We start from the raw sequence: 13,587 nt of genomic DNA on the forward strand, positions 1-13,587 counted from the left end.
CCACTCGCGTGGTGTAGACCTTGTATCCGCATTCCGAGACGGATGCAACGGACGCAGAAGCAAAGACGGACAGCCTCTGGACAGGGGCGGCCGGGGGTTGGGAGAAGTGCGGTGCAGCGGCGTAGGACAGGACGTAGGACAGTACTGATCGCGGCGGCGTCCGCGCTGGGCATGACGGCGACCCTCGCGGGCTGCGGCGGCTCGGCCGGTTCCGGGGACGTGACCCTCAGACTCGTGGCCGCGGACTACGGGGACTCCAAGGCCAACAGCTCCCAGAAGTACTGGGACAAGCTCGTCAAGGCGTACGAGGCCGAACACCCCGGGACCAAGGTCGAGGTCAGCGTCTACCCGTGGACGGACGTCGACCGCAAGGTCAAGGAGATGGTCGCGCGGGGCGACGCCCCCGACATGGCGCAGATCGGCGCGTACGCCGACTACGCCGACAAGGGCGAGCTGTACAAGGCCGAAGAGGTGCTCTCCATACCCGTCCAGGCCGACTTCGTCGCGCAGCTCACCGACGCGGGGAAGATGAACCGGGTGCAGTACGGCATGCCGTTCGCCGCCTCCACCCGGCTGCTCTTCTTCAACAAGAAGCTGTTCTCCGCCGCGGGTCTCAGCGCGCCGACGACCTGGAGCGAACTGGCCGCCGACGCGCAGGCGCTGAAGGCCCGGGGCGTGAAGATCCCGTACGCGCTGCCCCTCGGTCCCGAGGAGGCGCAGGCCGAGACCATGCAGTGGCTGCTGAGCGGCGGCGACGGCTACACCGACGACGTCGGCACCTACAGCCTCGACTCCGCCCAGAACGTCGCCACCCTCACCTGGCTCAAGGACGACCTGGTGGGCAAGGGGCTGACCGGACCGGTCGCGCCCGCGAAGCTCAATCGCGCGGACGCCTTCGCGGCGTTCGCGCGCGGCGAGGTCGGGATGCTCAACGGGCACCCCACGCTGATGAAGATGGCCGCCGACAAGGGCGTGAAGTTCGGGATGGTGCCGATGCCCGGCGTCAGCGGGAAGAGCCGGGCCACGATGGGTGTCGCCGACTGGATGATGGCCTTCAAGAAGAACGGCCACCGGGATCAGATCGGTACGTTCCTCGACTACGTCTACAGCGAGAAGAACGTGCTCGCCTTCTCGCACGAGTACGACCTGCTGCCGGTCACGACGTCCGCGTCCGAGGCGATGGCGGCGGACAGTGACGACGCGGACCTCAGCCCGTTCCTGCACGAGCTCCCCTCCTCCCAGCTCTATCCGGTCGGCAAGACGTCCTGGGCCGCCGTCAGCGCCGACATCAAGAAGCAGATCGGCAAGGCGGTCTCCCCGGACGGCAGCCCGGCCGGGATCCTCGGCTCGCTCCAGCAGGCGGCGACCACGACGGACTCCGCGGGGTAGCCCCGCTGTCGGTGGCGGGAGCTACGGTGCGGTCATGGACGAACTGAGCGGGAGGGAGCGGGGGATCCTCGCCATGGAGCGCCGTTCCTTCGCGGGGCCCGGCGCGAAGGAACGAGCGATACGCGAGCAACTCGGCCTCGCCCCCGTCCGCTACTACCAACTCCTCAACGCCCTCCTCGACGACCCCCGCGCCCTCGCGCACGACCCGATCACGGTGAACCGCCTCCGCCGCATCCGGGACAGCCGCCGCGCGGACCGCTGACAGCGGCACCGGCCGGGGGTGGCCGTCCGGCGTTCGAGGACTGTGACTCGGTGAGCCGTGGGTGCGCCCGGGGGTGCGCGGATAGGGTCGGAGCATGGGCAGCCACTCGGAAATCCCGGAATCCCCGGACGTCACGGAACCCTTGCCGACCCCCGTGACCCCCGCCGGACGCGACGGCCTCGACGCCATCCTCACCCGGCCCGACCGGGCCGTCATCGCGCTCGACTTCGACGGAACACTCGCCCCCATCGTCGCCGACCCGGAGCAGGCCCGCGCCCACCCCGACGCGGTCCCCGCCCTCGCGGCCCTCGCCCCGAAGGTCGCCTCCGTGGCCGTCGTCACCGGCCGCCCGGCCGGCGTAGCGGTCCGCCACGGCGGCTTCGCGGGCGTCCCGGGCCTCGACCACCTCGTCGTCCTCGGCCACTACGGCGCCGAACGCTGGGACGCCCGCACCGGCACCGTCAACGCCCCCGCCCCGCACCCCGGCGTCGCCGCCGTCCGTGCCGAGCTGCCCGGGGTCCTCGACAGGATCGGCGCCTGGCACGGCACCTGGATCGAGGAGAAGGGCCGCGCGGTCGCCGTCCACACCCGCCGAGCCGAGGACCCCCAGGCCGCGTTCGAGGCACTGCGCGAACCCCTCACCGACCTCGCCACCCGCCATGGCCTGATCGTCGAACCCGGTCGGATGGTCCTCGAACTCCGTCCCCCGGGCATGGACAAGGGCGTCGCCCTCCTGGAGTACGTCCGCGAGGTCCGCGCCGAGGCCGTCATGTACGCCGGCGACGACCTGGGCGACCTCCCCGCCTTCGCCGCCGTCGACAAACTCCGCTCGGACGGCGTCCCGGGCCTGCTGGTGTGCAGCGGCAGCGCGGAAGTCACCGAACTGGCCGAACGCGCGGACCTCGTTGTCGACGGCCCCGGAGGAGTCGTACGCCTGCTGAAGGCATTGGCGAGTCGCCTGGACCACTGATCCCCGGCCGACTACAGCGCCCCGTCAGGGGCGCGGGGCTGTGACATATGCGACTCCGCCGCGTGGGCGCGACCAGCCACAACGCACCCGCAGCCGAAGACTCCCGACTCAGCCCTCCAACTCCCGCAACTGCTCAAGAAACCACTGCGCCGGAGGCAACGCCGTCCCGGCGGCAGCCAACCGCTTCGTACGTTCCGCCCGCTCGCCCAGCGGCATGGTCAGCGCCGAGTCCAGCGCCCGCGCGGTGCCGACCACGTCGTACGGGTTCACCACCATCGCGTCCTCGCCCAGCTCCTCGTACGCCCCCGCTTCCCGTGAGAGCACCAGCACGCATCCCTCGTCGGAGACGACCGGCACCTCCTTGGCGACGAGGTTCATGCCGTCGCGGATGGGGTTGACGAGGGCGACGTCGGCGAGCCGGTACGCGGCCAGGGAGCGGGCGAAGTCGTCCTTGACGTGGAGGACGACCGGGGTCCATCCCGGTGTGCCGTAGCGGGCGTTGATCTCGGTCGCCACGCGCTGCACCTCGGCCGTGTAGTCCCGGTAGACGGCCAGGTCCTGGCGGGAGGGGTAGGCGAAGGCCACGTGGACGACGCGCTCGCGCCACTCCGGGTGGTCCTCCAGCAGCTGCCGGTACGCCAGCAGGCCCCGCACGATGTTCTTCGACAGCTCGGTCCGGTCGACCCGCACGATCGTCCTGCGGCCCTCGCCGATCTGCTCGCGCAGCGCGGCCATGCGCTCCGCGACGTCCGCCTCGTGCGAGCGCCTGCGCAGGAAGTCCGCGTCCGCGCCGAGCCCGTGCACGCCGATCCGGGTGTCGCCGAGCCCGCCGACGGTCGCGTCGCAACAGGCGGTGAACGCGTCCGCCCAGCGCTGGGTGAGGAAGCCGAGCCGGTCCGCGCCGAGCATGCCGCGCAGCACCTGTTCGGCGATGTCGTCGGGCAGCATCCGGAAGTAGTCGACCGGCGCCCAGGGGGTGTGCGAGAAGTGGCCGATCCGCAGGTCGGGACGGAGCTCGCGCAGCATCCCGGGGACGAGGGTCAGGTGGTAGTCCTGGATGATCACCACCGCGCCCTGCGCCGCCTCCGCGGCCAGAGCTTCGGCGAACGCGCGGTTGTACGCCTCGTACGACGCCCACTGGCGCCGGAACTCCGCGTCGAAGACCGGCTCCAGCGGGGTCTGGTACAGCATGTGGTGGACGAACCACAGCACGGAGTTCGCGATGCCGTTGTACGCGTCCGCGTGCACGTCGGCGTCGATGTCCAGCATCCGTACGCCGTCCTCGGCGACCCCGCGCCGGACCGCCTCGCGGTCGCCGTCGCCGAGCGCCGAGCACACCCACAGGGCTCCCGCGTCCGGCCCGATCGCGGAGAGGCCCGAGACCAGCCCGCCGCCACCGCGCCTGGCGCGCAGCGAGCCGTCCTCCTGGACCTCGTAGGTGACCGGGCCGCGGTTGGATGCGACGAGGATGTTGTGGGCGCCTTGCGTTGAAGCGGGGGAAGCCATGCATCGAAACCTAGCCCGGCGTCGAAACGCTCAAACGTTCCCTTCAGCCGTATGCCGTCCGCGGGCCGGTGGGGGCTTGTCGCGCAGTTCCCCGCGCCCCTGACGGGGCGCTGCTACGCCGCCCTTCGTTTCTGGTACTCGGAGATTTCGACCATCGGCGGACGTTCCTCCGTGTCCACCGAGTACGTGCGCGGCTCGAAACCGTCCCTGCTCCGTTCGAACTGGGTGAGGGCCGGGCGGATCAGGTGACCGCGGGCCAGCCGGAGCTGGGCCGTTCGGTAGATCGCGGCGGACATCCGGCCCAGCGCCTGCCCGTCCTGGTGGCGGTGCTTGCGCACGCCCACGTCGACCTGGGCGAGCGCGTCCAGGCCCACCAGGTGCAGGGCGTCGACCAGCATGCCCAGCTCGATCCCGTACCCGACGGGGAAGGGGAGCTGTTCGAGCAGCGAGCGGCGGGCCGCGTACTCCCCGCCGAGCGGCTGCACGAAGCCGGCCAGCTGCGGCCAGTGCATGTTGAGGAGGGGGCGGGCCATGAGTTCGGTGACCCGGCCGCCCTGCCCCGCCGCACCGCCGAGCGGACGGTCGTACATCGCCTTGACGAGGTCCACACCGGGCTCGGTGAGCAGCGGCCCCACGATCCCGGAGACGAAGTCCGAGGAGAACTCCTTCAGATCCGCGTCGATGAAACAGATGATGTCCCCGCTCGTCACGAGGAGGGAACGCCACAGCACCTCGCCCTTGCCGGGCACGGTCGGGATGCGCGGCAGGATCTCGTCCCGGTGCACCACGCGCGCGCCCGCCGCGGCGGCCACCTCCGAGGTGCGGTCGGTCGAGCCCGAGTCGATGACGACGATCTCGTCGACGAGGGGCACCTGCTGCATCAGGTCGTGGCGGATGATGGCGACGATCTCGCCGACCGTCTCCTCCTCGTTCAGCGCCGGCAGGACGACGCTCACCGAGGAGCCCGTGGCCCGTTTGGCGGACATGAGCCTGTGGAGCGGGCGATCGGTCACGGACCAGGAGCGATTGCTCAGCCAGCGCTCAGTTTCCTTCAGCACAGTCTGCGGCTCCTCACTGTCTGATCACCCGGTGTCTCACGGTGTGATCCATCTCGCGGTTCGGACGACTATCTCAACTGTCCTGGCCTTCGGTTACAGTCTTGAACAACGCGGATGACCATCGCATGTCGTAGATCATTTGCGGACCACCGCACCACCCGCACGACACAACCGAATACCGCTCATCCAGAGGGGCAGAGGGATACGGCCCGATGAAGCCCCGGCAACCCTCCAGCTGGTTCCTGTCACATTGATGTGGCGAGGCTCCCGGCTAGGGAAGGTGCCAAATCCGTCTCACGGCGAAGTGCGTCGTGAGGAAGATGAGGAGAAAGGGCCTCGCCTCCATGGCTGCGCAGACTGTTGCAAGTTCGACTGTTGCAAGCACCACGAACCCTGTCGCGGGCGACACCACCACCGTAGTCGGTGTGGATCTCGGACCCGCCGACGCGCTTTCCTGCCGCGAGTGCGGGCACCGCGTGCCGCTCGGCCCGGTCTTCGCCTGCGAGGAGTGTTTCGGCCCGCTGGAGATCGCGTACGACTTCTCGGCCTACGAAACCGAAGAGCTCCGGGCGCGCATCGAAGCGGGCCCCGCGAACATCTGGCGCTACGCGCCGCTGCTGCCCGTCCCGGCCGACGTCGCCGACAAGCCGAACATCAACCCCGGCTGGACCAAGCTCGTCAAGGCCGACAACCTCGCCCGCGAGCTGGGCGTCGAGGCCGGCAAGCTCTTCGTCAAGGACGACTCCGGCAACCCGACGCACTCCTTCAAGGACCGCGTCGTGGCGCAGGCCATCGAGGCGGCGCGTGCCTTCAACTTCACCACTCTCTCCTGCTCCTCCACCGGCAACCTCGCCGGCGCCGTGGGTGCCGCCGCCGCCCGCGCCGGCTTCCGCTCCTGCGTGTTCATCCCGCACGACCTGGAGCAGGGCAAGGTCGTCATGGCCGCGATCTACGGCGGCGAGCTCGTCGGCATCGAGGGCAACTACGACGACGTGAACCGCTTCTGCTCCGAGCTGATCGGCGACCCGGCCGGCGAGGGCTGGGGCTTCGTCAACGTCAACCTGCGGCCGTACTACGCGGAGGGCTCCAAGACCCTGGCGTACGAGATCTGCGAGCAGCTGGGGTGGAAGCTCCCCGACCAGCTCGTGGTGCCCATCGCCTCCGGCTCCCAGCTCACGAAGATCGACAAGGGTCTTCAGGAGCTGATCAAGCTCGGACTGGTCGAGGACAAGCCGTACAAGATCTTCGGCGCCCAGGCCGAGGGCTGCTCGCCGGTGTCCGTCGCCTACAAGGCTGGCCACGACGTCGTACGGCCCCAGAAGCCGAACACCATCGCCAAGTCGCTGGCGATCGGCAACCCGGCGGACGGGCCGTACGTGCTGGACATCGCGCGGCGCACGGGTGGGGCCGTGGAGGACGTGAACGACGAGCAGGTCGTGGACGCGATCAAGCTGCTCGCGCGCACGGAGGGCATCTTCGCGGAGACCGCCGGTGGTGTGACGGTGGGTGTGACGAAGAAGCTGATCGAGAACGGGCTGCTGGACCCGACGCTGACCACCGTCGTTCTGAACACCGGTGATGGTCTGAAGACGCTGGATGCGGTGGCCGGTACGGGGCTGACGGCGACCATTCGTCCCAACCTGGACTCTTTCCGAGAGGCCGGGCTCGCCTAGGGCTTGGCTCGGAGGGTTGTTTCTCTGCTGCGGGCCGGTGGGGGCCGGTCGCGCAGTTCCCCGCGCCCCTTTGGGGCGCTACCCGACCGGAGGTCACAAGGAATGAGCGTCAACGTCCGCATCCCCACCATCCTGCGCACCTACACCGGTGGTCAGGCCGAGGTGACGGCCGAGGGTGGGACCCTCGGCGAGGTCATCGCCGATCTGGAGAAGAACCACGCCGGTATCTCCGCCCGCGTTCTCGACGACCAGGGCAAGCTGCGCCGGTTCGTCAACGTCTACGTGAACGATGACGACGTCCGCTTCGAGCAGGGCCTGGAGACGGCGACACCGGACGGCGCGGGCGTCTCGATCATTCCTGCCGTCGCCGGTGGCTGACCACCTCGCGGGCCGTTACCCAGGGTGAGATTGTTACCCTTGGTAATGCCAATTACCGAGAGTTCATCGAATTGCCCCCTCCGCGAGAGAAGCGGAGGGGGCAATTCTGTATGGTTGAGCGCGGTAGAGTTGGGGAAGCCGCTCCACTTTGCATGCCGGGCGCATATGAGTTCGCGCCCGAAGTCCGGCAAGAAGTAGCCAAAGTGTCCCGCACTTTTGAGCCTTATATGGCATTTATGGGGCCCGACTTGCCCTGAATCTTCGCAAATTCTCCCCATATTCCCGATCAGTCATGCCCGGAATTCTCGTCCGATTGACCTGTTGCAGACGGCAGTTGGACAGATACATTCAGCCGCGGTCGACGCGTTCCGGCGCACACCCCCAACCGTTGGGGGGTGAGGTCTGACCCGGGTCCGCGAAGTGCGGTCCTGTGCAAGGGCCAGTAATAGGGGAGTTAGGCATGGCTCAGGGCACCGTCAAGTGGTTCAACGCGGAGAAGGGGTACGGCTTCATCGCGGTCGACGGTGGTGCGGATGTATTCGTCCACTACAGCGCGATTCAGATGGACGGCTACCGCACCCTGGAAGAGGGTCAGCGGGTCGATTTCGAGATCTCGCAGGGCCAGAAAGGGCCGCAGGCGGACATGGTCCGGCTCGCGACCAGCTGAAGCACGCGCCGACTGACTGTTCGACGTGACGAAGGGCTCGTATCCCATGGGGTGCGAGCCCTTCGGTCTGTCTGTCCGTAGATGTGACTGTCTGCCCGCCGGCGCGGCTGTCTGCCCGTCGGTGCGGGCCCGCTCGCGCACCGGCGCGACGCGCGGGTTGCGCGCCCCTTCTCACCTGCGGATCAAGGGGAGGCGCTTGCACTCGGCAGGGGCGAGTGCTAATCATTGGCGTTAGCACTCTGAAGGTGAGAGTGATAACGAAGGACCGGGTCGGTGAGGCCCGCAGGCCAGGTGGTGCAAGGAACCACGGGGCAGGCAGGCCGTCCGTCGCGGGCGCCAGCGCGGTCCGGAGCAATCCACCCCAGTCCGGGAGGACCACTTCACATGGCCAAGATCATCGCGTTCGACGAGGAGGCACGGCGCGGTCTCGAGCGCGGGATGAACCAGCTCGCCGACGCCGTCAAGGTCACCCTTGGCCCCAAGGGCCGCAACGTCGTCCTCGAGAAGAAGTGGGGCGCCCCCACGATCACCAACGATGGTGTTTCCATCGCCAAGGAGATCGAGCTCGAGGACCCGTACGAGAAGATCGGCGCCGAGCTGGTCAAGGAAGTCGCCAAGAAGACGGACGACGTCGCCGGTGACGGTACGACCACCGCGACCGTTCTCGCCCAGGCTCTCGTCCGCGAGGGCCTGCGCAACGTAGCCGCCGGCGCCAACCCGATGGCTCTCAAGCGCGGTATCGAGAAGGCCGTCGAGGCCGTCTCCGGTGCCCTCCTTGAGCAGGCCAAGGATGTCGAGACCAAGGAGCAGATCGCTTCCACGGCCTCCATCTCCGCCGCCGACACCCAGATCGGCGAGCTCATCGCCGAGGCGATGGACAAGGTCGGCAAGGAAGGCGTCATCACCGTCGAGGAGTCCCAGACCTTCGGTCTGGAGCTTGAGCTCACCGAGGGCATGCGCTTCGACAAGGGCTACATCTCGGCGTACTTCGCCACCGACATGGAGCGTATGGAGGCCGTCCTCGACGACCCGTACATCCTGATCGCCAACTCGAAGATCAGCAACGTCAAGGACCTGCTGCCGCTCCTCGAGAAGGTCATGCAGTCCGGCAAGCCGCTGCTGATCATCGCCGAGGACGTCGAGGGCGAGGCCCTGTCGACCCTGGTCGTCAACAAGATCCGTGGCACCTTCAAGTCCGTCGCCGTCAAGGCTCCGGGCTTCGGTGACCGCCGCAAGGCCATGCTCGGCGACATCGCCATCCTCACGGGCGGCGAGGTCATCTCCGAGGAGGTCGGCCTCAAGCTGGAGAACGCGGGTCTGGACCTGCTGGGCCGTGCCCGCAAGGTCGTCATCACCAAGGACGAGACCACGATCGTGGACGGCTCCGGCTCCGCCGACCAGGTCCAGGGCCGGGTCAACCAGATCCGTGCCGAGATCGAGAACTCCGACTCGGACTACGACCGCGAGAAGCTCCAGGAGCGCCTGGCGAAGCTGGCCGGCGGCGTGGCCGTCATCAAGGCCGGTGCCGCCACCGAGGTCGAGCTCAAGGAGCGCAAGCACCGCATCGAGGACGCCGTTCGCAACGCGAAGGCGGCCGTCGAGGAGGGCATCGTCGCCGGTGGTGGCGTGGCCCTCATCCAGGCCTCCTCGGTCTTCGAGAAGCTCGAGCTCTCGGGTGACGAGGCGACCGGCGCCAACGCCGTGCGACTCGCCCTGGAGGCCCCGCTCAAGCAGATCGCCGTCAACGGTGGTCTCGAGGGTGGCGTCATCGTCGAGAAGGTGCGCAACCTGCCCGTCGGCCACGGCCTGAACGCCGCGACCGGTGAGTACGTCGACATGATCGCCGAGGGCATCATCGACCCGGCGAAGGTGACCCGCTCTGCTCTGCAGAACGCCGCCTCCATCGCCGCGCTGTTCCTGACCACCGAGGCCGTCATCGCCGACAAGCCGGAGAAGGCCGCCGCGCCGGCCGGCGGCGGCATGCCGGGCGGTGACATGGACTTCTGATCCCTCCGAGGATCGGTTTTCCTGCCGAGGGCGGTACTCCCTGGAAACAGGGGGTGCCGCCCTCGGGCGTGTCCGGGGTCACAGGGCGAGGTGCCGGGCGGCCGGAATGACATGACCGACCGGGGAGTTGTGGTTGACGCACCATCGATGCATACGCACATACCATCCGGTACCCGAGGAGCCCCCACACGTGTCTACGACTGCCCCCGCCTCCCGCGCGGCCGAGATCCTGTCCCGCCCCGTCTCGCTGAACGGCCTGACCGTCCCGAACCGGATCGCGATGGCACCGATGACCCGGCAGTTCTCCCCGGGCGGCGTCCCCGGTGAGGACGTGGCCGAGTACTACGCCCGCCGCGCCGCCGCGGGCGTGGGCCTCATCGTCACCGAGGGCACGTACGTCGGCCACGACTCGGCAGGCGAGAGCGACCGCGTCCCGCGCTTCCACGGCACGGAGCAGCTCGCGGGCTGGACGAAGGTCGCCGACGCGGTGCACGCGGCGGGCGGCACGATCGTTCCGCAGCTGTGGCACATCGGCATGGTGCGCAAGGCGGGACGGCCGCCGTACGCCGACGCCCCCGCGGTCGGCCCCTCCGGCATCCGTCTCGACGGCACCGAGGGCACCGGCAAGGCCATGACCCAGGCCGACCTGGACGAGGTCATCGCCGCGTTCGCCGAGGCCGCCGCCACCGCCGAACGCATCGGCTTCGACGGCGTCGAACTGCACGGCGCGCACGGCTATCTGCTCGACCAGTTCCTGTGGGCGGGCACCAACCGGCGTACGGACGTGTACGGCGGTGACCCCGTCGCCCGTACGAAGTTCGCGGCGGAGATCGTCGCCGCGGTCCGTGACTCGGTCTCGGCCGACTTCCCCGTCCTGTTCCGCTACTCGCAGTGGAAGTCGGACAACTACGACGCCCGGCTCGCCGAGACCCCGGAGGAGCTGGAGGCCATCCTGACCCCGCTCGCCGCCGCCGGCGTCGACGCCTTCCACGCCTCCACCCGCCGCTACTGGCTCCCCGAGTTCGACGGTTCCGACCTGAACCTCGCGGGCTGGACCAAGAAGCTCACGGGCAGGCCCACCATCACCGTCGGCTCGGTCGGCCTCGACGGCGACTTCATCAAGGCCTTCATGGGCGAGGGCTCCGCGGTGGCCTCCCTCGACAACCTCCTCGACCGCCTGGAGCGCGACGAGTTCGACCTCGTCGCCGTGGGCCGCGCCCTCCTCCAGGACCCGGAGTGGGCGGCGAAGGTACTGGACGGACGGTTCGAGGAGCTCGGGTCGTACGACCCGAAGGCGATGAGCACGCTCAGCTGAACCTCGGGCCGGTCGGACCGGACGTGACCCGACCTGTCCGAAATCGCATCCGGGCGATCACCTCCCCATCCCCGGGGGGTGATCGCCCGGCTGTTTCGTAGCACGCTGTTCCCTCAAGGACCCGTTCCGTTCCACCCGTACCGAGGGAGCCGTCGTGACGTCAGCAGGAGCGAGCGTGGTGCGCACCCATGCCGGTGCGGTGCGTGGCCGTCGGGAGGACGGGCTGGTGGTCTTCCGGGGCATTCCGTTCGCCCAACCGCCGGTGGGGGACGCGCGGTTCGCTGCCCCGCGTCCGGTGGCCGCCTGGGACGGCACCCGGGACGCGTTCGCCTTCGGGCCGCCGCCCCCGCAGGAGTCGGGATTCCAGGGCCGTACCGGGGTGATCGACGCCCCCATGGGCGACGACTGGCTGACCGTCAACGTCTGGACGCCCGACCCGGACCCGGCCGCCCGCCTTCCGGTGATGGTCTGGATCTACGGCGGCGCCTACAAGCTCGGCCACTCCGGCAGTCCCGGATACGACGCCCGCCGTATCGCCCGCGACGGCGACCTGGTCGTCGTCACCCTCAACTACCGCCTCGGCGTGGAGGGTTTCGCCCGGATCGACGGAGCCCCCGCCAATCGGGGGCTGCTCGACCAGGTCGCGGCCCTGGAATGGGTACGGGAGAACATCGCGGCCTTCGGCGGCGACTCCGGCCGGGTCACCGTCTTCGGCGAGTCCGCGGGCGCCGGGTCCGTCGCCTCTCTGCTGGCCATGCCGAGCGCGGCCGGGCTGTTCGGTCGGGCGATCGCGCAGAGCGTGCCCGGCCCCTTCTTCTCCGACGACCTCGCCCGTGACATCGCCGTCGCCATCGCCGCCGAGGCGGGCCTGCGCCCGACGGTCACCGACCTGTCCTCGGTGGATCCCCGCCGACTGACCGCCGTGGGCGAGGCGTTGGGGCCCAAGATGCGGGAGTTCGAGGACAGGTGGGGCACGGTCGCCCACACGCTGACCGCCTTCTCGCCCGTCGTCGACGGAGAGGTACTGCCGACCGCCCCCTGGCAGGCGCTCGCGGCCGGCTCGGCACGGGACGTGGAACTGATCGTCGGGCACACCCGGAACGAGTACCGGCTGTTCGCCGCGCTGGGCGGCCAACTCGGGACGATCACGGAGGAGCAGGCGACGGAGGCACTGCGCACCTTCGGACCGGGACCGGGACCGGGAGTTGGACCGGGACCGGACTCCGGGGCTGACGGCGAGCGGGCCTACCGCGCCGCCTTTCCCGACGCCTCTCCCGAGGAGCTCTACGAGTGGGTGCACTCCGACGCGGTGTTCCGTATGCCCTCGCTGCGCCTGGCCGATGCGCAGCTCGCGGGCGGCGGCCGCGCGCACGTCTACGAGCTGGCCTGGCCCGCGCCCGCCTACGGCGGCAGGCTGGGCGCCTGTCACGGCCTCGACATACCGCTGTTGTTCGGAACCTTCGGCGCCGACCTCGGCCTGATGCTGTTCGCCGGGGTCGGGTCGTCCCCGGAGGCCGAGGCCCTGTCGTCCCGGTTCCGCACGGCCTGGACGGCGTTCGCCACGACGGGAGACCCGGGCTGGCCCGCGTACGACACCGAGCGGCGGCCGACCCAGGTCTTCGACACGGACTCCGCGGTCACCCCGTACCCGCACGAGACCTCGCGCCGCCTCTGGGAGCACCATGACTTCGGGGCGCTGTCGTTGATGGGCTGAGGAGGGGCGCCGGGTTCTTTCCTGTGGGTCAGGGCGCCGCCGACCGAGCCGTCGCCGCCGGCCGCGGACGAGGATGTGGGCGCGGGAGCGGGTGGGGGCGGTCGGCCGGTCCGGGGGCTCCTGAGGTACATCGCCGCGGGTGAACGTCGCCCACCAGCCGTCGTCGCGTGCCGTTCGGGTGAACCACGATCGGGTGATCCAGCGGAAGCCGCCCGACTCGGTCAGGTGTTCGCGGCCCCGGCGCAAGTGGCCCGCCCGAGTGAGGTTGTTGAGGGCCGTGCGCAGGGCGCACTGGCCGTACGGGAGCTCTTTGGCCAGCGTCTTTACGGAGATGTCGGCACCGTCGGGGAGCCGGTCGACGTACGCGGCGATCGCTGCCTCGCGGGGCGGGAGGTGCGCGAAGTCGTGCTTGGTGCGGGGGTGTTGGTCCGGGGCGCTGCGTTTTCCGTAACCGGGATTGGCCATGGGGTGGGGGAGGGCGTGCGCGGGACGGGGTGCAGCACTGAAGTTGGCTTCAGCCATGAGATCGAAAGGGGGAGGTGCTGCGGGCGCGGGTGCGGCGCATCAACGAGGAGGGGCGGCTGCCGTGAGGCGGTGCCGAAGAGAGAAAGACTCCGGCGCCTGTAAGGAAATGCCGGGCTCATGACA

The 13,587-nt window shown here is 69.5% G+C and carries 11 protein-coding genes, 1 pseudogene and 1 riboswitch; of the genes and pseudogenes, 9 read left to right on the forward strand and 3 right to left on the reverse strand.

The genetic code is table 11. The features are described 5' to 3' along the window. The first annotated feature begins 171 nt into the window (after nucleotides 1-171). From SMIR_RS20570 to otsB, 3 genes are all read left to right on the forward strand, one after another. Nucleotides 172-1,389: an ABC transporter substrate-binding protein gene (locus tag SMIR_RS20570; RefSeq protein ID WP_248002982.1), complete on the forward strand. Its 1,218-nt coding sequence runs from the start codon at nucleotides 172-174 to the stop codon at nucleotides 1,387-1,389. A 34-nt stretch (nucleotides 1,390-1,423) separates the two neighbouring features. Further along, nucleotides 1,424-1,651, forward strand: a complete 228-nt coding sequence (locus SMIR_RS20575; RefSeq protein ID WP_101404342.1) for a DUF3263 domain-containing protein — start codon at nucleotides 1,424-1,426, stop codon at nucleotides 1,649-1,651. 94 nt (nucleotides 1,652-1,745) lie between these two features. Continuing rightward, on the forward strand, nucleotides 1,746-2,621 hold the full coding sequence (gene otsB, locus SMIR_RS20580; protein ID WP_168492919.1) for a trehalose-phosphatase: 876 nt from the start codon (nucleotides 1,746-1,748) through the stop codon (nucleotides 2,619-2,621). A gap of 108 nt (nucleotides 2,622-2,729) precedes the next feature. Here otsB and SMIR_RS20585 read toward each other — a convergent pair whose 3' ends face one another. Together SMIR_RS20585 and SMIR_RS20590 are read right to left on the reverse strand one after the other, a co-directional pair. Then, nucleotides 2,730-4,127, reverse strand: a complete 1,398-nt coding sequence (locus tag SMIR_RS20585; protein ID WP_212727219.1) for an alpha,alpha-trehalose-phosphate synthase (UDP-forming) — start codon at nucleotides 4,125-4,127, stop codon at nucleotides 2,730-2,732. 113 nt (nucleotides 4,128-4,240) lie between these two features. Next, nucleotides 4,241-5,185 (reverse strand): glucosyl-3-phosphoglycerate synthase, encoded by a 945-nt coding sequence (locus tag SMIR_RS20590; RefSeq protein ID WP_101404345.1) that lies wholly within the window; start codon nucleotides 5,183-5,185, stop codon nucleotides 4,241-4,243. A 179-nt stretch (nucleotides 5,186-5,364) separates the two neighbouring features. Further along, nucleotides 5,365-5,512, forward strand: a riboswitch (SAM riboswitch). Nucleotides 5,513-5,529: 17 nt separating this feature from the next. On the opposite strand from SMIR_RS20590, the gene thrC reads away from it, so the two are divergent. The 6 genes from thrC (at nucleotide 5,530) to SMIR_RS20620 (ending at nucleotide 12,939) form a co-directional block, all read left to right on the forward strand. After that, the gene (gene thrC / locus SMIR_RS20595; protein WP_211118739.1) at nucleotides 5,530-6,858 is read left to right on the forward strand and encodes a threonine synthase; all 1,329 of its coding nucleotides are present in this window, start codon (nucleotides 5,530-5,532) and stop codon (nucleotides 6,856-6,858) included. Nucleotides 6,859-6,960: 102 nt separating this feature from the next. After that, entirely contained in the window at nucleotides 6,961-7,236 is a 276-nt protein-coding gene (locus SMIR_RS20600; RefSeq protein ID WP_168492915.1) for a MoaD/ThiS family protein, read from the forward strand. A 460-nt stretch (nucleotides 7,237-7,696) separates the two neighbouring features. Beyond that, a complete protein-coding gene (locus SMIR_RS20605; RefSeq protein WP_019057200.1) occupies nucleotides 7,697-7,903 on the forward strand; it encodes a cold-shock protein in 207 nt (68 codons plus the stop codon). Nucleotides 7,904-8,287: 384 nt separating this feature from the next. Next, nucleotides 8,288-9,910, forward strand: a complete 1,623-nt coding sequence (gene groL / locus SMIR_RS20610) for a chaperonin GroEL (protein ID WP_101404348.1) — start codon at nucleotides 8,288-8,290, stop codon at nucleotides 9,908-9,910. 190 nt (nucleotides 9,911-10,100) lie between these two features. Continuing rightward, nucleotides 10,101-11,225: an NADH:flavin oxidoreductase gene (locus tag SMIR_RS20615; protein ID WP_168492913.1), complete on the forward strand. Its 1,125-nt coding sequence runs from the start codon at nucleotides 10,101-10,103 to the stop codon at nucleotides 11,223-11,225. 154 nt (nucleotides 11,226-11,379) lie between these two features. After that, nucleotides 11,380-12,939: a carboxylesterase/lipase family protein gene (locus SMIR_RS20620; RefSeq protein ID WP_168492911.1), complete on the forward strand. Its 1,560-nt coding sequence runs from the start codon at nucleotides 11,380-11,382 to the stop codon at nucleotides 12,937-12,939. A gap of 30 nt (nucleotides 12,940-12,969) precedes the next feature. Here the strand turns inward: SMIR_RS20620 and SMIR_RS43585 are convergent. Further along, nucleotides 12,970-13,461 (reverse strand): annotated as a pseudogene (locus tag SMIR_RS43585) (hypothetical protein); the annotation flags it as partial. Between the last annotated feature and the right edge of the window lie 126 nt (nucleotides 13,462-13,587).

Origin of the sequence: Streptomyces mirabilis (genome assembly GCF_018310535.1) — a bacterium.
Lineage (GTDB): Bacteria > Actinomycetota > Actinomycetes > Streptomycetales > Streptomycetaceae > Streptomyces.